The sequence below is a fragment of the Candidatus Desulfatibia sp. genome (assembly GCF_036446775.1).
GTDB lineage: Bacteria > Desulfobacterota > Desulfobacteria > Desulfobacterales > UBA11574 > Desulfatibia_A.
In genome coordinates this window covers 1-25,149 of the sequence record NZ_JAZFTO010000173.1, presented here as the reverse complement: position 1 = coordinate 25,149, position 25,149 = coordinate 1, and the positions used below count along the sequence as shown (strand labels likewise).

The following is a 25,149-nucleotide window of genomic DNA, read 5'->3' as shown; positions in this document are numbered from 1 at the left end:
GGTACTTCAACGATTTTCAGGCCCAGGCGGTCGGCCCCAAAGATTAAATCAAAGTCACCAAAAGGATCGAAATCTCCAAAAAAATTACGATTAGCCTGGATTCTGTCATAGGTTGCACGCGTAAACACTTTTGTGCCGCACAAGGTGTCCCGTAAATTCTGAGAAAGAACATAAGAAAAAGAAAAGGCAAAAAACTTATTTGCGATCATATTTAAAAAACGCATCGCATCACTTTCGAGTGCATAAACCAGGCGGCATCCGTTTATGAACTCCCCTTTATTGCTGACAAGGGCATTATGAAACTTTGGCAGATCCTCAGGAGGAACTGTAAGGTCCCCGTCCAAGATCATCAGGATATTATTTTTTGCCATTGAAAACCCTTTATAGACGGCATCTTTTTTACCTTTTCCATCCTGTTGAGTAATTTTTATGTTGCGCGAGTCTGATTTTGTATACTTATCCCGGCAGCGCTGCAGTTCTTTCCAGGTATTATCAGTGGAATTTCCCTCAACAAATATCCATTCGTCAGCGGGACCCATTATAGGAATGCGTTTGAAGGCCTCTTCAATATTTCCGGCTTCATTTCTGACAGGGATAATAACGGAAACTGAATTATCCTCCAACTCATCAGTGGGGGTTGCAAGGGAACGCAGAATTTCAAAATTGAGCAAGGCGCAGGAATTAAAAATCGGCAAAGGTGCCAACCATCGATTGACAAAGTCACTGAGATAAGGAATTTCAATGGGTATCAATATGCGCGGTTGGCGCTTTACGCTCTCAAACTCGGTGAGGCGCACAAAGTTTGATATATCTTCCGGTGTTGTCCAGTTCTCCCGGGCTATTTTTTGGCGAAAACCAAGCATCGATGCAAGTTTAGCTACAGGTTTCCACAAGGCACTATAATAGATTAGAAGAACTCGGGTAGACGATGAACAGACAGATTTGATTCCTTTCAAAAACTCAATAATATCTTTTTCTCTCTGAAGATTGCCATCAAGAACGATATAGTCCGGTTCCCACGGCATGATCTTTCCGATGTTCTCAAAAGTCTTATAACCACTAAACTTTTCGGAGCTATTCGTAACAATAAGAACATTTTCTGGGGAAAATTTGTTTAAAATAAGCTTGCTTTGCGGTTCAACAAAAAGAACCTTATCCCCTGATCTTGCGTAAATGGAAATATATTTTGAGAGCAGGTTGTAATAGTAGTTCTTGAGCATTTTATTCACAAATTTATTAGACAGGATAACAGGCCCGCCCTGGCCTCCGGCTCGTAGAGACATGAGCCTACGCCTCGGAGAGCGCGACTCGTTCGTATATATTGATCGAGCCTATACATTATTTCAAACTTAACTTTTTGAGTATATAGTATTGGTGATCGGTCTGGGCCAGGGATAAACAAGATTATTTTTTCCTGTTAATCAACAAGCTCAAATCCTGTTATCCTGTCCAAAATATTTTTCATTTCCCGGGAGATGAGAGTAGCTGCACTCTATTCAAATTTTGTCCACGTAAAAGAATCCGTCATATTTGTTGTTAAATCAAGCATTATCTTTAAATTTGAATTCCCCGCTGCTTACAGCGCAGGACGAATTCAAATGAAAAATGAAATTGTAATACGATTTCATTTAAAAAAAAATACTTTGACTATTCACTCAGTTATAGTATAAATGTTATAAATTATTAAAAATCACCAATTATAATCTTATCATGCTGGAGGGCAAAATGTTTCGTACCTATGCACTCATTCTTATCCTGTCTATGGGCTTTGTTTTTTACGGTTGCACGGCCTTTGAATTTCTAGATGGTAGTTCAGGGGAAGAGATAGAAACGTTTAAGATGAATAAACGTGAAATGTATGCGGAGTTGAACAAATTAAAAAGCGAGAATGAAAAGCTGCAAAGACAAACCGATATCACCAATGCACAGAATCAGCGCTTTAGGGTTGAAACCGGAAAAAAGTATGCACAAGCGATAGAACGAAACCGTACACTGGCTCAAGAGAATAACAAATTAAAAGAAGATAACCAAAGAATCACCGAAGAAAATGAAAATCTCAAAAAGAAACCTGCGGACACCCAGGTTAAACCAAAAACCTCTGCTCCCGCGTCCCGTAAGGCTGCAAAAGGTATTGGCAGATTAAAGATTAAAGTACTTTCCGGAGACGGCAATTTTAATTCTGCAAAAAAGATGGCCAAGAAACTAAGAAAAAGCGGGTACACCATCCAATTGGTAGATCAGGCGCACCGATCTGATTTCAAAAAAACCACAATATATTTTGCACCAAAATTCAAATACGAAGCAAAGCGCCTTATGTCCAAGCTTGGCGGTAACCCTGCTCTAAAATCTTTGAGCTGGCCTTCAAAGTTCAATCTTATCATAGTAACAGGGGCAACGCAGTAACTCTCCCCTGATCATTTAGCTACACCTGCCCGCCGTACAAGACTTTGGCAGGCGGGAAGGCACGAAGACACTAAGCTTATTTATTACATGCAAAAGTCATTTGTCATTGGGTATTCAGCCGCTCTTCAGATACAAATGACGAATGACCAATAACAACCTACTTGCACACAGCAAGTCCGATGCCCCTCTAAAAGCTTAACTTCAATACCTTGTGAATGGTTACGTTTTGATAAAGGTTTATAACTCATACCCCTTCTTTGTGCCTTAGTGCCTTTGTGGCGGAACTGTTACCGTTTACTTAATAATTAAGATAAGACCCCTTGGCGACTCCGTGATGCGTGGGGATATTGGTTTTTGACTTTTTAAATCCAAAACAATCCTGAGCTTATCACGATGTTCTCCAACCCTGATGCGCTTGATCTTTGCGTCATTCATCATCAATTTAGAATATCCTACATTCTTCCATGCCCCGGGCAGATCGATTATCAGTCTGGCAGGCGTGTCTAAAAAAAAAGCTTCGTATTTTTTAATAGGACGATCAGCCAGAAGAACAATCCTGTACTTGCGCTTATAACGCTGTGTCTCGATACCTAAAAGGCTCTGATAGGCTTTTTTGTCCGCCAAAACCGTTCGATCATTCTTGTTCGCCGGTTCAGTAGAAATGCCAGTAGATGTTAACGCTGCTTTTTGAGGCGCTTTGTTTGGCTTTTTTTCAGGCTTTGATTCTTGCGCTTTTGGCTGTGCCCGTGGTGCTGTCTGGGCCACCTCTTTTTTTTGATCAGTTTTTTCTATAGGGGCCGCCTTAATCTTCATCCTGACTACGATTTTTTTTACGATTCTATCAGTCTGGGGATCCTCTTGTACTTGAAATAAGACATAAAGCAGTACAAAGAATGCCACTATCATGCTTCCTGCTATTTTGGAAAACGCGCTTTTCAAAGGATTGCTAAGCACCCAAAAGCGAACCCAGCAATCTTTACAGCGATAAGGAGTAAAGAGAGGAAAATACACGAGGATTGTTGGTATATCTCCCCTGGCTGAGGGCGCCACGCGATTACTTTCACATTTTGTGCATTTTATCTTCATTAGTATAAAAGCTCGGTAACTAAACGAAATATTCATCACGAAAGCACGAAATTACAAAAACACGAAAAACACAAATTCCATAACTAAGGAACTAATGTTATTCTAAATATAGGAATATCCATCCTACTTGTCAAAGCAAAAAACCTAAAAGCATTACGTTTGCTTGATGTTTGATGATTTAACTTGGGGCTTTGCTATGCAGGTAGCGTGGTGTATTTAGGGTTCTCTCGCCCGCTTCGCTTGAGCCCGCAGAGGTCACAGAGATCATTTTTTTATTTGCCTGATTTTTTGATCCCGTTAAAAACGGGACAGGTATCCAAAATCAGGCAAAACTATCAGCCCTCGGCAGGAAAATCTAAATGATAGACAATAAACGATACTACGTACATTCAAACCAAACACACAGCCGTTACCGTTTTATCAGAATCCGTATCCCTGTCCCGTTAAATTCCGAAGGACCATTTAACCGGGATCAAGGATTCTGATAAAAAAACTCTGCGGCTCTGTGTACTCTGCCTGCCCCGTAGGTCCCCGTGTTATTGCCGGGACAGGCCGGAGATCGTACTGGGGTGAGAGATATAAAAGACCCTTTTTAGGGAGTAATTGACTTTACAAGAGGTTTTAGAGATTACGGGAGGTGTTGTGATCAAATGCTTCAAGATACTTGATTCTTTCCAGAAGCGGTGGGTGGGAGTAGTTGAACCATACGTATAGCGGGTGCGGCTGCAGATTGGCAAAATTGTCTTTAGCCATCTTTTTCAAGGCCTTTGTAAGAGGTTTGGCAGTATTTAAGCTCTCTGAGGAATAAAAATCCGCTTGGCGTTCAAATTTCCTGGAAATCGCCATTCCCAAGGGCGAAAGGAAAAATCCGACAGGCTCCCACAACACGCCAATTAAGAATAGACCTACATAATGAGGCATAATAGGGAAGCCGAAACTTTTATACATCAGTTCATATGTTAACAGTTTTGATGCCAGGAAAAATAAAAGCAAGGAGACGAGACTGATGAGAACCAGTTGCTTTTTAATGTGGTTTTTCTTCAGATGTCCGATTTCATGGGCCAAAATCGCCAGTATTTCATCCGGGCCGTGGGCCGCAAGCAGGGAATCAAAAAGCACAATCTGCTTAGCCTTCCCCAGGCCTGTAAAATAAGCATTGGTATGACGGGTTCTGCGAGTCGCATCCATTTGAAAGATACCCTTAATGTCGAGACTTTGGCCGGCGGCCAGTTTTTCTATTCCGGATTCTAATTCAGGGTCCTCCAGGGGCGTGAACTTGTTAAACAGTGGTGCAATCACAGTTGGATAAAGGATCGTCATCAGAATTTGAAAGCCCAGCAAAAAGGCCCAGGCCCACAGCCACCAGGTTTGGCCTGTATATTTTACCATCAGCAGCAGGGCCGAAAGGAGCAACGTCCCCAGCACCGCCATTACCAGTACTGACTTAACCAGATCGGAAATCCAGATTTTAAGTGTTTTGGTATTGAAGCCGTATTTAGCCTCGATTACAAAGCTGTGGTAATAGTCAAAAGGCAAGTCGATTGCCGAAGATATAAGACCTAAAAAAGCGAAAAAGATCAACCCGGCCAGCAGAAAGTGTGTTTGGGCCAAAGATTCGGTCAGCCACGGGAGGATGCCCGAAAGGATGATAAAAAGGAAAAAAAATTTAGCAAAGCCGGTCTGAACAAGTTTAAAACGGATGTTGTCGATGGTATATCGATTGATTTTCTGCAGTTCTTTTTCATCAATCATGTCTTCAAAAGCATCAGGGACCTTCTGCCCATATTTTTCAAGATATTTTAGATTGATGCGGTTTGTGGTCCAATCGAGCGCCAAAGTGACTAGATAAATGGCGATGTAGGCCAGTAAAAATGAATTTATTGATATCATGCAGAACTCCAAACAGCTATAAAAAAATATTTAGTTTGTCCTGAAAAACCTGGTCCCCTGGGCCAAGTTTCTTTACAATAAGGGCTAATCAATAGATTATCAAGATGTTAACTTACATTTTTCATAAACAGTTTATATCTCTTTATTCGGCTCTGTCGTGCAGCCGGAACATACATCTTGCGCCCCTCAACAAACTGTGATAATTATATTTTTATGAAACAATACGTTATTGACCAGTTGCGACCCGCAGATTATGAAGCTGTCAAGGCTTATCTGGATGAAAACTTTGAATCATCCAATGTGGAAGGGATTTATTGGATACCGTTAGATCAGAGCATATTAACCGAAGTCCAGGCTGAACATACCGAGTGTCAGCCTTTTTATTTTGCGGTTGATCTTGAACAAAACTTTATGGCCAACGAACTTCTGGTACGTACCAAAAGCAAAATGCGGTGCAGTTGCATGGGCTATGCTACCGAAAAACAGCTCAATTGGATTATCCAATTTGTCGATGCCGTCTTTGATAAGCTTGGGATCAAAATATGATGAGGATAATACCCTTGGGCGGGTTGGGAGAAATCGGCCTCAACATGATGGTTTTTGAAAGTGACGGTTCGTCTTTTATCGTCGATGCCGGCCTGATGTTTCCCGAAGATTACATGCTGGGGGTCGATTTTGTCATCCCGGACATGAGCTATATAAAAGCAAACAAGTCGAAAATTTTAGGTATAGTTTTAACTCATGCCCATGAAGATCATATCGGCGCTTTGCCGTATTTGCTCGAGATAGTTAATGTGCCGATTTTTGGGACCCCGTTTACATTGGGAGTTGTGCGGCATAAACTTGAAGAGCAGGGTCTTTTGCAATCGGCTGCATTGCATGAGATTTCTCCCAGAGAAAAGCTTAAGCTGGGCGATTTTGAACTCGAGTTTATCCGTGTCAGTCACAGTGCCGCCGATGGTGTCGGTATGGCCATAAAGACTCCTTTCGGACTCGTTGTTCACACCGGAGATTTTAAAATCAGCCATAGTTCCATTAACGGTATGGCAACCGACGTCAGCAAGTTTGCTCAGTGCGGTGAAGAAGGTGTCCTGGCGCTCTTGTCTGATTCCACAAATGTGGAAAAGGAGGGGTATACCATTTCCGAACAGGAGGTGGGAGAAACGCTGATACGCATCGCAACCGGCAGAAAAGGGCGCATTATTATCGGGCTTTTTGCTTCCAGTATCACCCGAATACAGCAGGTCGTTGATATTGCTGCAAAATTAAACAGGAAAATCATTTTCAACGGTCGCAGCATAGAGACCAGCGTTAATATTGCCAAAAATCTAGGATACATCCGTGTCCCTGCCGGGATGGAAATTGATATTGATCAGGTCAATGAATTTGCAGATGATGAGATTGTCATCGTTACAACCGGCAGTCAGGGAGAGCCCATGGCCGCTCTGGCCCGAATGTCTTCAGGCAGTCACAAGCAGATAAAGATCAAGAAAGAGGACACGGTTATTTTTTCCTCAAAATTTATTCCCGGAAACGAAAAGGCCATTGCAAAAATCATCAATGACCTTTACAGACGGGGGGCTGATGTTATTTATGAAAAAATATCGGCGATTCATGTATCGGGTCATGCTTTCCAGGAAGAGTTAAAGCTGATGATAAACCTGACAAGACCCCAATACTTTATACCGATCCACGGCGAATACCGGCATCTGATCTTGCATACTCGTCTGGCTGAACAGGTTGGTATTGCAAAGGAAAATGTTCTTTTGACTGAAAACGGCCAGGTCATCGAATTTGATGAAAACAGAGGGAGCGTTGGCGACAGCGTCATAACCGGCCGGGTACTTATAGACGGCAAAGGTGTCGGTGATGTTGGCCGTAGTGTTTTAAAGGAAAGGCGTGATTTGTCAGAAGACGGCATTGTTGTAGTGAACATGGCGATTGATGAAGAGACAGGGATTGTGGTGTACGGGCCTGAAATTGTTTCCCGCGGTTTTGTATTCGAAACCGAAAGCGGGCATCTTCTGGAAGACGCCAAAGGCATTATTTTAGAGGTTATCGAAGAAGTGGGCCCTGAAGTCCCCGGGCGCGTCGACAAGATCCGATCGAAAATTCAAGTTGCTTTAAGAAAACATTTTTCCTTTACCATAAGGCGCCGCCCGATTATACTCCCCTTGATCCTGGAAATATAACTCGATTCTGGTTGCTTGATGCTGGATGCTTGATATGAGTATAAGCAGCCCAGGTTGGCGAATAGAAAGCGCAATCCAGCATCCGTCATCAAGTATCCAGTATCAAGTGACCAGTATCCAGTATCAAGCGTCCAGTAACCAGTAACCGGATTGAAGAGCGTGCCTATGCGTAAAGAAATTGCCGGAGTTTTTCTCTTTTTCCTCGTTATTTTAACGCTGATAAGCCTTTTGACTTACAGCCCTGCAGATCCTTCGATTCACAATGCCAGGGCTGCCGGTCAAGTGCACAACCTGTTTGGTTTGTTCGGAGCTCATCTGGCAGGAGCTCTTGTTGGGCTGTTCGGCCTTGGCGCTTTCTGGTTTCCGATTTTACTCCTTTTAGCGAGTATTCACTTGTTTGGCAGCCAAGCGGGCAAGGCTATCGTTTTGACCATCGCCGGAGGTCTTCTCCTGATTGTAACCACGGGGGGGCTGCTGGCATTTAAGCAAAATTATTATATTCTTTTTGGCAGTAAATTCACATCCGGCGGCATCATCGGGATTCCCCTAAAGTCATTTCTGGTAAAGTATACTAACACTATCGGCGGGGCACTGATACTGTTTCTTTTTTGGCTCATCGGATTAATTCTGGCTACGGGTTTTTCCCTGACAGCGTTTGCCAAAAAGTGCCGGCGGTCAGCTATTTTTTCAGCTGATCGCATCAAAACATTGTATATTAAGTTGAAGGAGCGCAGGCAAAAGTCAAAAAAACGGTCAAAAATAATTAAAGAGCAGGCTGTTAAAAAAGAGAAAGATATTAAAATCCAAACGCCCCGGTCCAAGCCGGTCAAAGAAACTCCGGCACCAAAACAAGAAGTCTTTGAATTCATGCACGCCGGCACCGGATTTCAGCTTCCTTCCATTAATTTTCTTGACGATTTCAAGCTGGAGCCTTCTCCTGCTGATGATGAAAATTTACGCATGCAGTCCAAGCTTTTAGAAAAAAAGCTTGACGATTTTGGCGTCCAGGGCAAAGTAGTTGCGGTCTCGCCCGGCCCGGTCATTACAACCTTTGAATATGAGCCGGCTGCGGGTGTAAAGATCAACAAGATCGTTAATCTTGCAGACGACCTGGCCCTGGCGCTGCGGGCGATAAGTATCAGAATTGTAGCGCCGATTCCAGGAAAAGCCGTGATCGGCATTGAACTCCCCAACGCCTCAAGGGAACTGGTCAGGTTCAAAAGCGTTGTTGCTTCCAGTATTTTTGAAAAATCAAAATCCAAACTTACCATCTGTCTTGGCAAGGACATTGTCGGCAATCCAGTAGTAGCTGAACTGGACAAAATGCCCCATCTTTTAATCGCCGGTGCAACGGGAACCGGTAAAAGCGTGGCCTTGAATGCCATGATTTGCAGTTTGCTGTATAAATCGACGCCTGAGGATATCAAAGTCATTATGATCGATCCGAAACGCATAGAGCTTTCAGCCTATGACGGTATCCCCCACCTGATTACGCCGGTAGTAACGGATGTTAAAAAAGCGACCAATGCCCTTTTTTGGGCCGTGAGCGAAATGGAGCGCAGGTATAAGCTGCTTTCAGAGAAGCAGGCCAGAAACATAAAACTTTACAACCAGAAAATTGGCAAAGAGGAAAAGGGGGTGGAAAATGACGCTCTGGAAAAGCTGCCCTATATTGTTATCATCATAGATGAGCTGGCCGATTTGATGATGGTGGCCTCCCGCAATGTGGAAGTGGCCCTGACACGCCTGGCTCAGATGGCCAGAGCCGCCGGCATCCATTTGATCATCGCCACCCAGAGGCCCTCGGTGGATGTTCTGACCGGGATTATCAAGGCCAATTTCCCCACCCGCCTTACCTTTCAGGTTTCATCTAAAACCGACTCCAGAACAATTATCGATACCAACGGGGCCGAAAACCTGCTGGGAAACGGGGATATGCTTTTTCTGCCTCCGGGCACTGCCAAGCTCCAGCGCATCCACGGGGCTTTTATCTCAGAGGCCGAGCTTGCCAGAATTACGGAATTCTTAAAGGAGCAGAAAAAACCGGAATACGATAAAAACATAGTTCAAGCTCCGGTAAAAGAAGAGGGTGATTCTGAAACTCAAGAATACGATGAAAGATATGATGATGCTGTTGCGCTCATAACCAAAACAGGCCAGGCATCCATATCGATGATTCAGCGTCATTTGCGCATCGGATATAACCGGGCCGCCCGTATTATCGAAGTAATGGAAAAAGAAGGGATTGTCGGTCCTTCCGACGGAGTCAAGCCGCGCGCGGTGCTGGCTAAAGGTTATGATGACATCCCCTGATTTGCCCATTTACTCCTGAAAAACCGATCCTCTGGGCCAGTTCAGAGTTATCCGGCTCTGCCTTGGAGTTTTGTGTCTAAAATCACAAATTCCAAGCACCCCGCCAAAAAGACGGCGGGCAGGCAAATTTCAAATAAATCACAAATCACAAGCACCAAATTTCAAATAAATCACAAATTCCAAGTCTCAAATTCCAAACAAGGGCTAAAACTATTTTTTTTAGTCTTTTGTTTGTTATTTGTTTTTTCGGTCATTGGAATTTATTTGTTATTTGGAATTTAATTTGCTCCATTTGAGCTTAGATGCAACCCTATGGGTGAAACCAAAGCCTGGTACTATGGGCCAGGATTCTTTACCCTACCAAATAATATATATATCCTACAAAAACAAGGCTCATAATCCGAAAGCTCTGGCCCATCAGCAGCAGTTGAGTACCCATTTTGGGTGAAAATATACCGATATAGCGCGGCAGTTGGTGGCGCAGGGCCCGCACCGGAAAGGCTACGATATTACCAATTAACAGTGCCAGGACCGTCTGCTTGGTGTTCAGCACGCCGGCATCTAACAAGGCTCCTGCCGCGGCGAATCCGGAGGTAAACTCCGCTGCAAAACTCAAAATTACTACCGAAAGGGATTCCATGGGCACAAATGAGGTGACCACATAGCCGGCCAACCATTTTCGGGCGGCTGCAAACATACCCATAGCGTTTAATACATATACAACAACATAAATGGGTAGCACATAAACAGCAATAGCGCTAATCCGTCCCGGCAGTTTTTGCCTGATAATTTTGTATAAATCGCGGCTTTTTTGCTCCCGCGGCCTTTGTTTTAATTCTTTTGGATGCCCATCGTCATCCGGCCTCATGCTTGTTTGAAAATGGCCATATATCAAAAACATAATGGTTCGCATGCCCATGGCGCTAAACGTCAGTAAAAAGTAGAGTGCGCCGGCCCATCTGGTCAGCGGAATAACAATAAAAAACGTGGTCGGCAGATGCAGAAAATAGGCCGGCATCTGATTGACAAAGTTAGACAGAAAAAGCTGCTTACGGGTAATCTTTTCATCTTTATAAAAGTCAAGGAGCATGGCATTGGCTGTCACTCCTGATAAAAACGCCGTCACAAAAGCAGCTCCGCAGCGTTGACCTAATTTGCTAAAGCGAAACATGGGCCCCGCCAGATTCGCCAGGTTTTTGGTCCACCCCAGAGCTTCGATCGTCTGACCCGCCACAAGTCCGACGGTGATAAAGAACATCAGGCGCGTCAACGGCCAAAACAGCTGGGTGGTAATGCGCTGAAGGCCCAGATTATCCGCCAACAGGGTGCCGCAGATGAGTATGGCCACCGAAACAACGCAGGAAACGGCCAGTCTGATGTACTTGGGCTCAGCTTTTGAGGGTCTCATCGACTTTTTTCTGTTTGGCGAAAATCAGGGTCCAGTAATCAGGACGGCGATCACACAGTTCTTCGATATCGCGGTAAACCTTTTCATCCTCCCGGCTGCAGTTGGAAATGGCGATGGCATCCTGATACACTCCGGCCTCTTTAATAGCTGCGGCAATGTCTTCCACGCCGCGGTAGGCCTTTAAAAACACCACGCATTCCGGCTTGGCGGCAAAGGCCCGCAAGCGGTCTCCTCCCTTGGACCCCGAAGTCAACAGTAAAGAATCTTCACCTTCTACCAGCGGGGTGTTCAGGCAGGCGGCGGCGGCCTGATAGGAAGTGATGCCCGGTATGCTCACAATAGGAAACTGCGGTGCCATTTCCTGAATATATTTCAGGATGTATCCGTAGGTGGAATATGTCATGGCATCCCCCAAGGTTATAAATGCGACTTTTTTTTGCTGCTCCAGCTGATTGATAATGGTCTGGGCATGCTCCTTCCAGACTTTTTCCACCGCCGATTTATCCCGGGTCATGGGAAAATAGAGCATCCGCACCGATGTCAGATCGGGAATGTGAGGCTTAGCAATACTTAATGCCAGGCTGTAAGCGTTTTTGGTGGATGCCGCCGCAAAAACCTCATCCACAACGTTTAATACGCGCGTTGCTTTGAGAGTGATCAGTTCGGGATCACCGGGACCGACCCCCAAACCGTATAAAATGCCTTTTTGCTTTTTCATGGTTTCCTCTTTTAAATTTGTAGGCGTTCAAAGGTTCAGAGTTCACCGTTCAGGGTTACCTTCTTTTCGTTGATCTTGTTCGTAGGCTAACAAATACTTGATGAAACCTCTAATGGTAGCGCGGGTGCGTCCGGCATGATCATACACATCCTGAAACTCAGCATTTGTTATGTATTGCTGATCCAACGCCACGTAAAGCTCACTCTGAACTTCAATACAAGACCGTTTTGCATAGCGAAGAAAACGAATAAACTCCGGGTTTGTCTCCGCATCGAATCCTTCTGCAATATTGTGCATGGATGAGCCTGCTGCATCCTGGATTTGCTTCTTCAACCCGAAATCACGAGTAAATTTGGCCTTCTTTGTCAAGCCGTAGACCTTGCGAGTTAACTCCCGGGCCAACTGCCATGCCTCAATATCTTCAAATCGTTCTATTCTCATGCCTTCTTCTGCGTTCTGGGTTCAACGTTCACCGTTCTCCGTTCAGGATTATCCCGAACTCTAAACCCTGAACCCCCGAACCTCTAAACCCTGAACCCCTGAACCCCTGAACCTTTGAACCTCTGAACGGTTACACAAATTTAGTTCCGGTGGCCAATATAGCCAGTGCATTGACTACACTGGCGGCCACATTGGATCCGCCTTTGCGTCCGATATTGGAAATGTAGGGAAAATCAAGTTCGATCAGTGCGGCCTTGGACTCAGCCGCATTTACAAATCCAACGCAAAGACCGACAATCAAAGCCGGGCCGGCTTTATTTTCTCTAACGACTTCAATCAAACGTAATAAGGCGGTGGGTGCATTGCCAACCACATAAATGCCGTCTTCCATTTTTTCAAGCGCTGCATCTACGGCCGCTTTGGCCCGGGTAGTGCCGGCGGCCGCTGCTATTTTGTTCACTTTTTCGTTATTAATCAGACATTCGACAGAGACTCCAAATCGAGAAAGTTCCTTTTTACGGATGCCCGCCATGGCCATGGTCGTATCAGTAATAATGGTTTTTCCCCGCCGTATGGCGCCTAAGCCGGCTGCGATGGCGTCCGGATGGAAACGAACGCTCGTCTGGTAATCAAAATCAGCGGAGGTATGAATCATCCGGCGGACCACCTGCCACTGCATGGCGTTAAAAGTATGCGCTTGAGCCTCGTGATCAATGATCTTGAAACTCAATGCTTCAATCTCCTCGGGTTTCATGTGCCGCTGTTCCTTTCTTGTTGGTAAATTAAGCAGTTTTCAACAAAGCGTCTGCCCACCTCCGGCTGGCTCCCGAAATGCAAATGAATGTAGCTTCCCAGTGTGCGCCTGATCTGATAACCCGTTGAGGGTTTTTTAAGACCGGCCCTGGCCGTAACCGTAAACACCGCCTCAATGTCGTTTTTTTCAATTTCTGTATCGATCTCAGAGTAACGGAATTCATGTCCCCGCGCACGCAGGCCGGTATCACCAATAACAGCAGGTTTTGAAAGTGTAATTTCACGGTACCCCAGAGACCTCAGCCGGTCAAACATGCGCGCCTTAAATGGGAAACAGCCGACCATGGGAAACCGTTCACCAGCCGTGTCGCAGATTTCGCGGCACAAATACATGAAACCGCCGCACTCACCGAAAATCGGCATGCCTTTATGGCTTTGCTGCAAAATCTGCTGCCGCATGGCCTCATTTTCAGCCAGTGGCCCGGCTGCAAGCTCCGGGTAGCCGCCGCCCAAATAAAGGCCGTCTAAGTTTTCAGGGAGAATCCGGTCGGCAACGGGTGAAAAATAGATTAATTCAGCGCCGCAGGATTGCAGCATCTCCAGATTATCCTGATAGTAGAAGCAGAAGGCCCGGTCCCTGGCCACCCCGATTCTAACGCGCCCCGGAGGTATTTTTTTCTCGGGTTGTGGCGCTGAGATTGCGCTCGAGATTTCCGGCAGCTTCTCCAACAGCTGATCGAGTTGCACGCTCTTCTCAAGCAGGTCCGCCAAACGGTCAATCTGGTCGGCGCTCAACGGGCAATCCTCACGGGTTACCAGCCCTAAATGACGTTCCGGCAGTCGTATGCTTTCATGGCGAATAATTCCGCCCAAGCACGGCATGTCGACAGCTTCATCTAATGCTTCTTTGAGATATTCCCAATGGCGTTGGCTGCCGAGATTGTTAAAGACCACCCCGGCAAAGGTTACTTCGCGGTCGAACCGTTCGAATCCTTGCACCAGCGCGGCAGCGCTGCGTGCCATGCTCCGGGCGTCAACAATTAAAATAACCGGCAGGTTGAGCCATTTGGCCATTTGAGCAGTAGAACCTGCTTCGCTTTTACCGTCAAAGCCGTCAAACAGTCCCATGACACCTTCCACAACAACGATGTCTGCTTGGCGGCTGTGTTGGGTAAAGCATTTGAGGTTGTAATCTTTGGACAACATCCACCCGTCGAGGTTATAACCGGCGGTGCCGGTGACGGACGCATGATGTCCGGGGTCAATAAAGTCAGGCCCTACCTTAAAGGATGCTACCCGCAACCCACGCCTTAAAAATGCGGCCAGCAGTCCTAAAGCCAGAGTTGTCTTTCCGCTGCCGCTTTTCGTGCTTGCAATGACCAGTCCTTTAATCGTCTCCTCCTTTGAACCCTAATTCCGGATAGAGATATCTTCCGATTTCAAGAATGCCGTCTATCAAACGTAAAGTAGGGCGCGACACGATCATTTCATCAATGATCAAAATCTGATTGTTCTTAATTGCTTTTATGGCCGAAAAGCCGGATTCTTCTTTTATTAAAGATACCGTGGGCCGGTTCATGGCCCCTTGCTGAGCCATAAACACATCGATTTCATCAGCATGGGAAAGGATTCTCTCCTTGCCGTAAAACGCGATGTTGGTGCTTCTAACCTGTTGTGCATCTTGGGCTATGTTAACCCCGCCGGCGGTCTTGAGGGCAAACATTGCCATGGCATCCGGTGCAAACGTTTTCATATGTTTGTGAATGGCTTCAAAGTACACTTTTTTTTTGGTTAAGATTGGCGCTGTCAATAATTCGATTTCCGACACCTTGTGCTTAAACTGTGCGATCATCTGCCGTGCTCGGTCTTGCTTTCCTGTCAGAATTCCCAGAATTTCCCAGTAAACATACATTGCATCAATTGTGCCGGGCTGCAGTGACACAACCGTGATGGCGCTTTTTTCAAATCGCTGCACCAGCTGTGGATATCCGCGATCGATCATGGGACGTATCAGGACTAAATCCGGCCTGGCCGCCATAAATTTTTCGGGATCATCATGGTATGAAAAAACCGGCTTGGATCGCGCCTTGGGCGGATACGCTTCGTTGGGCGATACACCGATAATTTCCGCATCGAGACCCAGTGAAAAAAGATTTTCCGTGTGCGCGCCGTAAAGTGAAATTATCCTTTGATACGGCTGGTGCGCATCAATACGCCGGCCGGCCTGATCGATGATTACCGCACCGGCATTGACCCCAAAAGGCAGGCTTTTTGCTTCCGCTTGGATGGCGGAGCCCGCCAATATCAGCATAAACAATGTTAAGGTTCTACTATAAAACATTTCTATTTCCTAAATACTACCTGCATGGAGTCCGAATACGGCTCAAAATAAATTTTGCTGTCAACTTGAAAAACATCTCGCAGGATCTCGCTGTTTAAAATCTTGTCTACGGGTCCGTTAGCGACCACATTCCCATGCTGTACAAAAATAAGATGATCGCAAAATGCAGCGGCAAGATTAATATCCTGCATCACGGCAATCACCGTTTTTGTTTCGTCTTCAACCCCCTGGGCCGCCAGCTTCAGCATGCCGAGGGCGTGATTGATATCCAGGTTTGACGTAGCTTCGTCCAGAATCAAAACCGGTGAATCCTGTGCCAGCGCTCTTGCGAAAATAACACGCTGTCGCTCCCCGCTGCTAAGCTGCGTAATAAAACGGTTTTCAAATGCCAGGGTGTCTGTCTGCTCCATTATGTCATGAACAAACCTTATATCCCGGGTCGATGGGGCCGCAAACCTTTTGATATGAGGATAGCGGCCCATCATTACCACTTCTTTAGCCGTAAACGGAAAGTTGATGTAAAAATTCTGCGGAACCAGTGCGATTTCTCTGGATAGTGCCTTTTTGGAATAACCTGCCAGAGTTTTACCCTTGTAACGGATTCGGCCGGCAGCCGGCTGGTGGTGGTTTATCATCAGATCGAGCAATGTTGTTTTGCCGCATCCGTTGGGCCCTATGATTCCATAAAACACGCCGGCTGCAAGGGTAAGGGAAAGTCCTTCAATAACCCTTTTCGATTTATAACCAAAAGAAATTTGGTCGATTTCAAAAAGTTTCTCCACTACCACACCTTAGCTGTTTGCTGTTTTCTGAAGATGTAACAGAAAAAAGGCCCGCCAATCAGCGCGGTCAGTACGCCGATGGGTATCTCGTTGGGCAACACCGCCCGGGTGATTGTATCCGCTCCCAGTAGCAAAATCGCACCCGCCAGCAGAGAAACAGGGATCAGCTTTTGATTGTCCGGTCCGGTAATGGATCGCATCATATGTGGCACTAAAAGTCCCACAAAACCGATAATTCCGGATACCGAAACACAGATTGCCGTCACCAAAGAGGCGGTTAGCAGAAGAATCAGCGGTACTTTTTGGGTGTCGACACCGAGGGAGGAAGCCGTCCGATCGCCTAAAGACATAAGATTCAAATCCCTGGAATAGAATAGAAAAACGCAGAACCCAAAAAAGACGCAAATCAGAGTGATGGATACATCCGTCCATGTTTTGGAGGCAAAACTGCCCATAAGCCAGAAAATAATGATTGAGACCTGCTCATCGGCGATATATTTCAAGAAGCTAATGCCGGCCGACAAAATAGCGGCCACGATGATACCGGACAGGATCAGATTGTTGGAGGAGTACCCGCCACCGGACGATGAGAGGTACAGGACGAACAGCAGGGTGCTCATGGCTCCTATGAATGCCAGCAGAGGAACCGACCACGTGCTCATAAAACTGATGTTGAACAAGATGGCCAGCGAGGCTCCAAAGGCAGCGCCGGCAGACACTCCCAGGGTATACGGATCCGCTAAGGGATTTAAAAGTATCCCCTGAAAAACTACACCCGCTATGGCCAATCCGCCGCCGACAGTTGCCGCCGTCAAAATGCGCGGCAGGCGCACATCCAAAACCACTACCGGCAATAGTTTGTCCATACCGGCCAAAATACCGGTGTTGCCGGTAATTTTAGCCAAAACAATCCTGATGACATCGCTAAAAGGTATTTTAATATATCCCATGCCGGCGGAAGCCACAATGATAAGCACCAGCAAAAGCATCAAAAGGATCACCTGGCTGCCTTGTGAAACCTTTGAACGGCCCAAACGCGGCCCTGATTTTTGCTTGATATCCTCTGTCATTTCAAATCCTATTCAAAACGTGCAAGCATCTCGCCCAGGTGGTCGATCCAGACAGCCGCAATTTCATTGTATTCGGCCGTCCCCTTGAGAATCGGAACACATGTTATTCCAGCCTGAGTCAAAATCGATTTCCAGGAATCCTTCTGGTCACCGGCCATATCATTCCGGGCATGCACACCGGCTACCGACATGAAAGGCATGAGATAAGCTTTTTTAATGTTCTTCTGAAGGAGTATCTTCTTGATATCCTCAATTGGCAGTGATCCCTTAATGGTACTCACAAAGATATTGGGATCTTTCAGCTGCAAATAAAACATCATGGCCGCATAAACAGCGCTGGATATGTGCGTTGAGCCATGACCCATCAGAACAACGGCCTCATGTTTTTTTCTATCATTCGGAATAATTTTTATAATTGCCTCAACAACCCGCGCTAGATCCTCTTCTTTTCCCAACAGCGGATAACCAACCAAAACGCTTTCAAAGCCGCCGTTCATTTGGGCGAAGGCACGCGCATTTTTGACGAGATCATGAAATTCTTTTCCAGCAATGGTATGCAAAGACTGCACGGCTACATGCGTAAAGCCTTCATCCATCATTTTGGCCAGAGCGACTTCCGGTGAATCCAGATAAACTCCGCCTTTGGCCAGCTTTTTGCGGACCATCTCCGAGGTGTAAGCCCAGCGAACCGGAATACCGGGATAAGCAGCCTTGACCATATTTTCAATGTTTCTAAAGGCTGACTGGGCTTCCGGTCGGCTGGTACCGAAAGCAACCAGTAGAATTCCTTTTTTCATGGTACGCTTGCGCCCTTGTTGACCGGCAGTAGCCGAGGTTGCTAATAGCAAAACTATCAACAAAATCGGCAGTAAAAGCATTGTCTTTAGCTTAACCATCATTCACCTCGATTTGAATCTTTAACGAAAAAAAACCCTTCAAACCAATTTTGGCTTGAAGGGTTGCACCCAGTTTACTTCACCCTTTTCTGATTTTTCATAATCCCCGTCACCGCAAGGGATTGACTTACTGCTAAGGCAGGTCTTCTGACTTTCGGATCAATCTACTAATTGCGCCTTCCCAATGGGTTTATCCCCATCAGTGGCCTCCTGCAATGTTCGTCCCCGAGTACAGCGGCGGGACCGCTCCCGACTTTAACGGGATTCCCTTTTAATCCAAACGGCACCTTTACAACTATATAAAAGATTGGAGCAATCAAGTCAATAGTGAAATTTCATGCCATGCAGAAGGAGGGGACTGACATCTGTTTGAAGCTCCCTACAGTCACGCCTTGGCGGGACGGGAAATGCACTCGCTGTGCAGTTCAAATAGTACCTAGGTTGAGCGGTTCAACGTTCAAGGTTCCGGGTTAATGAACCCTTACAGGATCAACCCAAGAAAGTTACGTTTCAATAGAGCCGACAAGTGATTTTCACCCAACGGTTGCAAGAGACCAACCCTGATATTGAGTTGTAACATTAAGTAATATCAAGAGTTAATAACCTTTGAACCTAGAACCCCTGAACCTAGAACCGATCAGTTTAGTTGGTTTTTAGATTGTTTTCGTCTTCGGCAATTAAATCCATCAAATATTGTCCATATTCGTTTTGTATCATTGGAGCTGCAAGCTTGGCGAGCTGTTCTTTGTCGATGTAGCCCAGGCTGTAGGCAATTTCTTCAATACATGATATTTTAAGTCCCTGGCGCTGCTGAATGGCTTCAACAAAACTGGCGGCTTGTTGCAGGGCTTCCTGGGTTCCGGTGTCCAGCCAGGCAAAACCTCTTCCCAGAAGTTCGACCCTGAGTTGACCTCTTTCCAGATACGCCATATTAACGTCCGTAATTTCAAGCTCTCCCCGCGCCGATGGTTTGAGGTTGGCGGCGATGTTGACCACATCGTTGTCGTAAAGATAGAGACCGGGCACGGCGTAATTCGATTTGGGCTTTTTGGGCTTCTCCTCGATCCCGAGGACATTGCCGTCAACGTCGAATTCCACAACACCGTAACGTTGAGGGTCCTTTACCAGGTATCCGAAAATCAAACCACCCTGCTGGAGTTGAACCGCATTTTTTAAAATTCTGGTAAAATTGTGGCCGTAAAATATATTGTCTCCCAGAATCAGGCAAACCGGGTCATTGCCAATGAACGCTTTGCCGATAATAAAGGCCTGTGCTATCCCTTCCGGCTTTGGCTGGGTTTCAAAGGAGAAAGAAAGCCCCAGTTGCGAGCCGTCTCCCAGGAGCTTTTGAAATAAACGTGAATCCTCGGGTGTGGAAATAAAAAGTATTTCCCGAATACCTGCCAGCATTAAAACGGACAGTGGATAATAGACCATGGGCTTGTCATATACCGGCAAGAGCTGCTTGCTTACCACACGGGTTATTGGATAAAGTCGTGATCCGGAGCCGCCTACTAAAATTATCCCCTTCATAAATATAATTCCTTTTATTTTTCACTAAAAACCAATAACAGATAACCAATAACGGATAACACCTAATTGAGTTTTGACTCAATTAGGATGCCAGTTTTACTTCAATCATGATCAGTGGTTCTGTTCCGGGGTTTTCCAGCTCAGCGGATTGGCTGGCAGAAAGATCTACAGACTGCCCTTTATTTAGCAGCTTGTCTTGATTCTGCAAAGTCGTCTTGACCTTGCCTTTGAGCACGAACAACTGTTTTGCCGCGGAAGTGTCGGTTTTTATTTGAAGTGCCGAGCCCGGATATACGATCAGCTTTGCAATCCTGAAATCACCTTGCAGATCCAGCACGGTGAAGGTCCCCCAGTGGTGATGTACGGTCTTATGCTTTTGATATTCCCGACGGCCCTTTTCCTTGAGTCTGGTAACAATCGATTTTACATCCCTGCTGGTTTCTATATCTGAAACAAACACAGAGTCCGGCGTTTCCACAACAACCATGTTTTGGATGCTGTTGGTTGCGATAAGCCGTTCATATCCCATAATAAAACAGTTTTCGGTATCCTTGGTGATCACATCACCGCCGATAACATTGCCGTCGGCATCTTTTGGAAGAAAATCATAAAGAGATTTCCAGGATCCAATGTCGCTCCAGCCAAAATCTGACGGCAAAACAGCGCCTTTATCCGTTTTCTCCATCACAGCATAATCGATGGATATATTCGGCAACTGTTCATATGATTCCAGAGATGCGGTACCTGCGGTTAAATCTAACTGTTGCATTTTTTTCAAAAGTTCAGGGTGGTGAATTTCCAGTTCATTGATCATCACGGATGCTTTAAAGGCAAACATGCCGCTGTTCCAGAAAAAATTACCGCTTTCAAGATAATACTTTGCCGTCTTTAAATCCGGCTTTTCAACAAACCGTTTTAACGCAAAGGCCTGCTCGGGCAATTTTCCAGCGCCCTCAATGTATCCATAGCCGGTTTCAGGATAGTGGGGGGTGATTCCGAACGTCACGATGTAATCCATCTTGGCAAGCTTGATGGCGGACCGTAATTTTGCATGAAATGTGTCAATGTTGCGAATGACATGATCGGCCGGAAAAATGCATAATACAGCATCTTCTTTCTTTTTTAAAATAAGCAGTATCGCCAGAAGAATAGCCGGGGCCGTATTGCGGCCGCAAGGTTCGCCTATTATTTTGTCACCGGAAGCAATACCGATTTCCTCCATATGCCTGGCGATCTCGTGAAAATGCTCCTGGCCGCAGACAATGCGAATATTTTCCGTTGCAAGCACCGGCGCCAACCGTTTAATGGTACTTTGGATAAGGGATTCGTCGCCCATGAATTTAACAAGCTGTTTGGGATAGAGCTCCCTTGAAACCGGCCAAAGACGCGTCCCTGATCCACCGGCCAGCAGCACCGGGTAAACATTTGTTAGATCTTCCGACATCCTGCATTTTCCCTTCCCTTTTCAGTTCGCTCTTTTTTTGGCCAAAAATACTGTGTTAATGATTGCTCAAGATGCTTGTTAAATGGAATAAACGCTTAATTTTAAATATATTCACTTTGGCCCCGGCTCGTCCGGGTTAGGCATAATGGGCTTTGATCCAATCCTGGTATTCCCCGCTTTTAACCCGTTCAACCCACTTGCGGTTGGCCCGATACCACTCAATCGTATCACGGATACCGGTTTCAAAAGATGCTTGCGGGACCCAGTCAAGTTCCCGTTTCAACTTTGTAAAATCAATGGCATAGCGCCGGTCATGACCGGGCCTGTCTTTTACAAAGGTAATCAGCTCCCGGCGGGGCCGATTGTCACTCAATTGATTGATCTCATCCAAAATATCACAGATCATTTCAACAATGGTAATGTTTTCCATCTCATTATCACCGCCCACATTGTATATCTCACCTGTCTTTCCGTGTTTCATAATGGTCCAGACTGCCTTACAGTGATCTGCGACATAGAGCCAGTCCCTGACATTGCGACCGTCTCCGTAAAGCGGCAGGGATTTTCCTTCAAACCCGTTAAGGATCATCAGCGGAATCAGCTTGTCCGGAACCTGGTAGGGGCCGTAATTATTCGAGCAATTGGAGATAGTCATGGGCAGCCCATAGGTCTTGTAGTAAGCCCGCATCAGATGATCGGCAGAGGCCTTGGAAGCCGAATACGGGCTGTTGGGTTTATAAGGCGTTGTTTCCGTAAAATAGCCTTCCGGCCCCAGGCTGCCGTATACTTCGTCCGTGCTGATATGGTGAAATCTTATTATTTGATTTTGCCGTGACCGGGCCGCTTCCAGCAGATTAAATGTCCCCACTATGTTGGTCTGGATAAAAGCATCCGGTTTCACGATGGAGCGGTCCACATGGGATTCAGCGGCAAAATGGCATACGCTGTCGATTTCGTAGTTGTCGAATATTTCGTTCATGCGAATTACATCGCAGATATCGGCCTTTATAAAAACATATCGATTTTCAAAATCGAGCTCAATATCAGTAAGGTTTTCGGGGTTGCCGGCATAAGTCAGCTTGTCCACATTCACGACGCGTCCTTTAAAATCGGATTCAGTCAGCAGATATCTGATAAAATTCGCACCGATGAACCCGCACCCGCCGGTAATGAGCATGTTCTGCATGATACTACCTTGTTAAAAGGAAATTTTTACGATAGGGCCTCGTTAATCAATTTATCGCCAAAACCGGCGATAAATCGATCCAGATCATCCTGCCAGGCAGCCATGATGTTGATATCCATTTCCTTAAGGCGCCGATTTTCCAGAATCGAATTTTGCGGTCTTATCGCCGGTGTTGGATATTCAGCACTGGAGCAAGGAACCACCGCATGCGGCACCCCCATCTTTTCCAGAAAATACTTCGCCAGTTGATACCAGCTGCAATACCCTTCTGCCGATGCATGATAAGTGCCCCGACAATTTTTATCAATCAATTTTGTGATTTGAAGTGCAAGTCGATGGGACCAGGTCGGCGAACCGTACTGGTCATTCACTACCTTGATTTCATTTTTGGGATTTTTCACGGCCAGTTTCAGCATGGTTTTAAGAAAATTGTGACCGTTGACACCATACATCCAGGCTGTTCGCAGTATTATATGCTGGTCAGTTGTTTCTCGTACCAGTTTTTCCCCCTCAAGTTTAGTAATCCCGTAATAAGAAAGCGGGTTAAGCTCATCATCTTCCACATAAGGCTCGGGGATTTTTTTCCGGCCGTCGAAAACATAATCCGTAGAGATATGCACCAACCGACCGCCATGTTTTTGCACGCCCACAGCCAGATTTTCGGCCCCCTTCACATTGACGTCCCAGGCCAGTTCCCTTTCGGTTTCGCAATTATCGACGTGGGTATAGCCGGCACAATTTATGATGATCTCCGGGAGAAAATCCGCCACTTTTTTTTCTACATCCGCAAAAATCGCGACATCAATATCTTCAAGGTCTAATGATATAACATTATGTTTTTGCTCCAAAATCTGAGTGCAATCGCTGCCGAGCTGCCCTTTTCCGCCCATAACCATGATTCTCATAGATGCTTACCTTTTCTCTTTAATCTCAAATAATTATCGTCACTTTTATTAGATAGCCTTTAGGTTGTCAAGAAAAACGGATTGCAGTGCGGCCTATGACATATGCTTAATTTCAAAGCGGCACATTTTTCTTAATGCGGCACTTATAATAAAATTTAAATGGTTGACAAAAAAAACCTTGTTGCTAATTGTTGCATCAGGATAAAAAAAGTCGGCCGGCTCGTTCCCAATTGTGCCTTTGTGGCAAATCCCTGTTGGTACCGTATTGGCAGAAACAGGAGCATGTAATGAAAAATTTAATTGAAAACAGATTGCTGCAGATTAGAAAATCCATTTTCGAAAGCGATCTTGATACCTTTTTGGTTCTGGTGGAGGAAAACCGGCGTTATTTGAGCGGCTTTATCGGCGAAGACACCCAGTTTGATGAATCCGCCGGCGCCCTTTTAATCACCGATAATGAACTTATCCTGGCCACGGACTCTCGCTTTGAGCTGCAGGCCGCCAACGAGGCACCTCTTTATGAGATATTCTGTTATAAGGAAGGTTTGCCCAAAGCACTGCCCGATCTATTGAAACGTCTTCAGTCCAAAAAGCTTGGCTTTGAAAGCACCCGCCTGTCGTATTCTCAGCATAAAAAAATCGTTGAACAGTTGAGTTCAGTTGACCGGCAAGTTGAGCTGGTTGATACGGAAGGCCTGGTGGAAAACCTGCGGGTGATTAAATCAGAAATAGAAATTGAAGCAACCAAAAAGTCGCTGGCGATGGCCGAATCAGTATTCAGGGATTTTACCAATACTATTATTCCCGGTATGACGGAAAAAGAGGCGGCCTGGGCCATGGAAAAGGGTATGCGTGAAAGCGGTGCAGACAGTTTGTCGTTTCCAACTATCGTGGCCTCCGGCCCCAACAGTGCCCTGCCCCATGCAATTCCCGGCGACCGGAAATTTAAGGTGGGAGAACCGATTCTCTTTGACTGGGGAGTAAAGCTAAACGGTTACTGTTCGGACATATCCCGAACAGTTGTTATCGGCCGGCCGGATGATACTTTCAAAAAAGTTTATCAAACCGTGCTGGATGCCCAGCAAAAGGCTCTCGATGCCATTAGGCCGGGGATGAGTTCCAAGGCTGTTGATGAAATTGCACATACCCATATCGACAATATGGGCTTTAAAAATAAATTCGGTCACGGACTGGGACACGGTACCGGACTTTCCGTTCACGAAGCACCGCGACTGAACCCTTTTAAAGATACGATTTTAGAGCCCGGCATGCTGTTTACGGTTGAACCGGGTATATATCTTGCCGACTGGGGCGGCATCCGGCTCGAGAACATGGCGGTGGTAACCCAGGGCGGAGTTGAAGTGCTGAATAGCCTCGAATCTTCGGACTTCTTGATCAACGTTTAGTCATTTGTCATTCGTCATTGGTCATTAGCAAAAAATTGCTGCTAAACATAAAGAGCACTTCTTAAAATGGAAAGTACGTTTTTATCTGCCCCCTCAAGGCTGGCAAGCCGCTCCTCAAACGAAGTGCTCCTCAAGCGCAGCGCTCAATAATCAGTGACTAATAATACACATAATTTGAAACATTTTAATTTGGACAAAACTTAAAAAGCCTGCTTAGAATATCCCCATGCCTTCACTTGACGTTATTGTTGATCAGTATATAAATTACCTGATTCTCGAAAAGGGCCTTTCAAAAAACACGATTGAATCCTACAGCCGGGATATTTCCAGATATGTTGAATATCTAAAACAAAAAGGGGGCAAGCAGATTTCAGATGCTGAC

22 protein-coding genes and 1 riboswitch are annotated in these 25,149 nt (G+C 45.8%); of the genes, 6 read left to right on the top strand and 16 right to left on the bottom strand.

The window, feature by feature from the left end:
• Positions 1 to 1,283, bottom strand: a 1,283-nt coding sequence (locus V3S16_RS08655; RefSeq protein ID WP_413884280.1) for a glycosyltransferase family 2 protein, incomplete at its 3' end; no start/stop codon positions are given.
• A 442-nt stretch (positions 1,284 to 1,725) separates the two neighbouring features.
• On the opposite strand from V3S16_RS08655, the gene V3S16_RS08650 reads away from it, so the two are divergent.
• The gene (locus tag V3S16_RS08650; protein WP_413884279.1) at positions 1,726 to 2,403 is read left to right on the top strand and encodes a LytR C-terminal domain-containing protein; all 678 of its coding nucleotides are present in this window, start codon (positions 1,726 to 1,728) and stop codon (positions 2,401 to 2,403) included.
• A gap of 294 nt (positions 2,404 to 2,697) precedes the next feature.
• On the opposite strand, the gene V3S16_RS08645 is transcribed toward V3S16_RS08650, so the two are convergent.
• The gene (locus V3S16_RS08645) at positions 2,698 to 3,309 is read right to left on the bottom strand and encodes an AMIN domain-containing protein (protein WP_413884278.1); all 612 of its coding nucleotides are present in this window, start codon (positions 3,307 to 3,309) and stop codon (positions 2,698 to 2,700) included.
• Between the two features lie 801 nt (positions 3,310 to 4,110).
• The gene (locus V3S16_RS08640; RefSeq protein WP_413884277.1) at positions 4,111 to 5,379 is read right to left on the bottom strand and encodes a M48 family metallopeptidase; all 1,269 of its coding nucleotides are present in this window, start codon (positions 5,377 to 5,379) and stop codon (positions 4,111 to 4,113) included.
• Between the two features lie 213 nt (positions 5,380 to 5,592).
• Here V3S16_RS08640 and V3S16_RS08635 point away from each other — a divergent pair, with 213 nt between their 5' ends.
• The 3 genes from V3S16_RS08635 (at position 5,593) to V3S16_RS08625 (ending at position 9,884) form a co-directional block, all read left to right on the top strand.
• Positions 5,593 to 5,925, top strand: coding sequence for a hypothetical protein (locus tag V3S16_RS08635; RefSeq protein WP_413884276.1), 333 nt, complete (start codon positions 5,593 to 5,595; stop codon positions 5,923 to 5,925).
• Entirely contained in the window at positions 5,922 to 7,571 is a 1,650-nt protein-coding gene (locus tag V3S16_RS08630; protein ID WP_413884275.1) for a ribonuclease J, read from the top strand. The genes V3S16_RS08635 and V3S16_RS08630 overlap by 4 nt, the downstream gene beginning before the upstream one ends.
• 165 nt (positions 7,572 to 7,736) lie before the next feature.
• Positions 7,737 to 9,884 carry a DNA translocase FtsK gene (locus V3S16_RS08625; protein WP_413884274.1) on the top strand — a complete coding sequence of 716 codons (2,148 nt, stop codon included), beginning with the start codon at positions 7,737 to 7,739 and terminating at the stop codon, positions 9,882 to 9,884.
• Between the two features lie 352 nt (positions 9,885 to 10,236).
• Here V3S16_RS08625 and V3S16_RS08620 read toward each other — a convergent pair whose 3' ends face one another.
• From V3S16_RS08620 to rfbD, 13 genes are all read right to left on the bottom strand, one after another.
• Positions 10,237 to 11,292 (bottom strand): nucleoside recognition protein, encoded by a 1,056-nt coding sequence (locus tag V3S16_RS08620; RefSeq protein WP_413884273.1) that lies wholly within the window; start codon positions 11,290 to 11,292, stop codon positions 10,237 to 10,239.
• Positions 11,273 to 12,010, bottom strand: a complete 738-nt coding sequence (cobI, locus tag V3S16_RS08615; RefSeq protein WP_413884272.1) for a precorrin-2 C(20)-methyltransferase — start codon at positions 12,008 to 12,010, stop codon at positions 11,273 to 11,275. The genes V3S16_RS08620 and cobI overlap by 20 nt, the downstream gene beginning before the upstream one ends.
• A gap of 42 nt (positions 12,011 to 12,052) precedes the next feature.
• Complete coding sequence (locus tag V3S16_RS08610; protein WP_413884271.1) at positions 12,053 to 12,451, bottom strand: four helix bundle protein; 399 nt, start codon at positions 12,449 to 12,451, stop codon at positions 12,053 to 12,055.
• Between the two features lie 130 nt (positions 12,452 to 12,581).
• Positions 12,582 to 13,205: a precorrin-8X methylmutase gene (locus V3S16_RS08605; RefSeq protein WP_413884270.1), complete on the bottom strand. Its 624-nt coding sequence runs from the start codon at positions 13,203 to 13,205 to the stop codon at positions 12,582 to 12,584.
• Entirely contained in the window at positions 13,202 to 14,581 is a 1,380-nt protein-coding gene (locus V3S16_RS08600; protein WP_413884282.1) for a cobyrinate a,c-diamide synthase, read from the bottom strand. Before V3S16_RS08600 ends, V3S16_RS08605 begins: the two co-directional genes overlap by 4 nt.
• A 10-nt stretch (positions 14,582 to 14,591) precedes the next feature.
• Entirely contained in the window at positions 14,592 to 15,545 is a 954-nt protein-coding gene (locus V3S16_RS08595) for an ABC transporter substrate-binding protein (protein ID WP_413884269.1), read from the bottom strand.
• Positions 15,546 to 15,547: 2 nt separating this feature from the next.
• Positions 15,548 to 16,327: an ABC transporter ATP-binding protein gene (locus V3S16_RS08590; protein ID WP_413884268.1), complete on the bottom strand. Its 780-nt coding sequence runs from the start codon at positions 16,325 to 16,327 to the stop codon at positions 15,548 to 15,550.
• Complete coding sequence (locus tag V3S16_RS08585) at positions 16,327 to 17,397, bottom strand: FecCD family ABC transporter permease (RefSeq protein ID WP_413884267.1); 1,071 nt, start codon at positions 17,395 to 17,397, stop codon at positions 16,327 to 16,329. The genes V3S16_RS08590 and V3S16_RS08585 overlap by 1 nt, the downstream gene beginning before the upstream one ends.
• Positions 17,398 to 17,405: 8 nt before the next feature.
• Complete coding sequence (locus V3S16_RS08580; RefSeq protein WP_413884266.1) at positions 17,406 to 18,296, bottom strand: sirohydrochlorin cobaltochelatase; 891 nt, start codon at positions 18,294 to 18,296, stop codon at positions 17,406 to 17,408.
• 116 nt (positions 18,297 to 18,412) lie between these two features.
• Positions 18,413 to 18,599: riboswitch (cobalamin riboswitch) on the bottom strand.
• 336 nt (positions 18,600 to 18,935) lie between these two features.
• Positions 18,936 to 19,826 carry a glucose-1-phosphate thymidylyltransferase RfbA gene (gene rfbA / locus V3S16_RS08575; RefSeq protein ID WP_413884265.1) on the bottom strand — a complete coding sequence of 297 codons (891 nt, stop codon included), beginning with the start codon at positions 19,824 to 19,826 and terminating at the stop codon, positions 18,936 to 18,938.
• 82 nt (positions 19,827 to 19,908) lie between these two features.
• Entirely contained in the window at positions 19,909 to 21,270 is a 1,362-nt protein-coding gene (locus V3S16_RS08570) for a mannose-1-phosphate guanylyltransferase/mannose-6-phosphate isomerase (RefSeq protein ID WP_413884264.1), read from the bottom strand.
• 136 nt (positions 21,271 to 21,406) lie between these two features.
• Positions 21,407 to 22,456, bottom strand: coding sequence for a dTDP-glucose 4,6-dehydratase (gene rfbB, locus V3S16_RS08565; RefSeq protein WP_413884263.1), 1,050 nt, complete (start codon positions 22,454 to 22,456; stop codon positions 21,407 to 21,409).
• A gap of 26 nt (positions 22,457 to 22,482) precedes the next feature.
• Positions 22,483 to 23,361 (bottom strand): dTDP-4-dehydrorhamnose reductase, encoded by an 879-nt coding sequence (gene rfbD, locus V3S16_RS08560; protein ID WP_413884262.1) that lies wholly within the window; start codon positions 23,359 to 23,361, stop codon positions 22,483 to 22,485.
• A 287-nt stretch (positions 23,362 to 23,648) separates the two neighbouring features.
• Here rfbD and V3S16_RS08555 point away from each other — a divergent pair, with 287 nt between their 5' ends.
• Entirely contained in the window at positions 23,649 to 24,767 is a 1,119-nt protein-coding gene (locus tag V3S16_RS08555) for a M24 family metallopeptidase (RefSeq protein WP_413884261.1), read from the top strand.
• Positions 24,768 to 24,993: 226 nt separating this feature from the next.
• The coding region (locus tag V3S16_RS08550; protein WP_413884281.1) for a site-specific integrase at positions 24,994 to 25,149 on the top strand (156 nt) is incomplete at its 3' end.

Bases quoted from the DNA above. Each gene is read 5' to 3' on its own strand.
- rfbB (WP_413884263.1), bottom strand. From the start codon at position 22,456: ATGCAGAACATGCTCATTACCGGCGGGTGCGGGTTCATCGGTGCGAAT.
- V3S16_RS08645 (WP_413884278.1), bottom strand. From the start codon at position 3,309: ATGATAGTGGCATTCTTTGTACTGCTTTATGTCTTATTTCAAGTACAA.
- V3S16_RS08635 (WP_413884276.1), top strand. From the start codon at position 5,593: ATGAAACAATACGTTATTGACCAGTTGCGACCCGCAGATTATGAAGCT.
- V3S16_RS08610 (WP_413884271.1), bottom strand. From the start codon at position 12,451: ATGAGAATAGAACGATTTGAAGATATTGAGGCATGGCAGTTGGCCCGG.
- V3S16_RS08620 (WP_413884273.1), bottom strand. From the start codon at position 11,292: ATGAGACCCTCAAAAGCTGAGCCCAAGTACATCAGACTGGCCGTTTCC.
- cobI (WP_413884272.1), bottom strand. From the start codon at position 12,010: ATGAAAAAGCAAAAAGGCATTTTATACGGTTTGGGGGTCGGTCCCGGT.
- V3S16_RS08650 (WP_413884279.1), top strand. From the start codon at position 1,726: ATGTTTCGTACCTATGCACTCATTCTTATCCTGTCTATGGGCTTTGTT.
- V3S16_RS08570 (WP_413884264.1), bottom strand. From the start codon at position 21,270: ATGTCGGAAGATCTAACAAATGTTTACCCGGTGCTGCTGGCCGGTGGA.
- V3S16_RS08595 (WP_413884269.1), bottom strand. From the start codon at position 15,545: ATGTTTTATAGTAGAACCTTAACATTGTTTATGCTGATATTGGCGGGC.
- V3S16_RS08605 (WP_413884270.1), bottom strand. From the start codon at position 13,205: ATGAAACCCGAGGAGATTGAAGCATTGAGTTTCAAGATCATTGATCAC.
- V3S16_RS08625 (WP_413884274.1), top strand. From the start codon at position 7,737: ATGCGTAAAGAAATTGCCGGAGTTTTTCTCTTTTTCCTCGTTATTTTA.
- V3S16_RS08640 (WP_413884277.1), bottom strand. From the start codon at position 5,379: ATGATATCAATAAATTCATTTTTACTGGCCTACATCGCCATTTATCTA.
- V3S16_RS08580 (WP_413884266.1), bottom strand. From the start codon at position 18,296: ATGATGGTTAAGCTAAAGACAATGCTTTTACTGCCGATTTTGTTGATA.
- rfbD (WP_413884262.1), bottom strand. From the start codon at position 23,361: ATGAGAATCATGGTTATGGGCGGAAAAGGGCAGCTCGGCAGCGATTGC.
- V3S16_RS08630 (WP_413884275.1), top strand. From the start codon at position 5,922: ATGATGAGGATAATACCCTTGGGCGGGTTGGGAGAAATCGGCCTCAAC.
- rfbA (WP_413884265.1), bottom strand. From the start codon at position 19,826: ATGAAGGGGATAATTTTAGTAGGCGGCTCCGGATCACGACTTTATCCA.
- V3S16_RS08555 (WP_413884261.1), top strand. From the start codon at position 23,649: ATGAAAAATTTAATTGAAAACAGATTGCTGCAGATTAGAAAATCCATT.
- V3S16_RS08585 (WP_413884267.1), bottom strand. From the start codon at position 17,397: ATGACAGAGGATATCAAGCAAAAATCAGGGCCGCGTTTGGGCCGTTCA.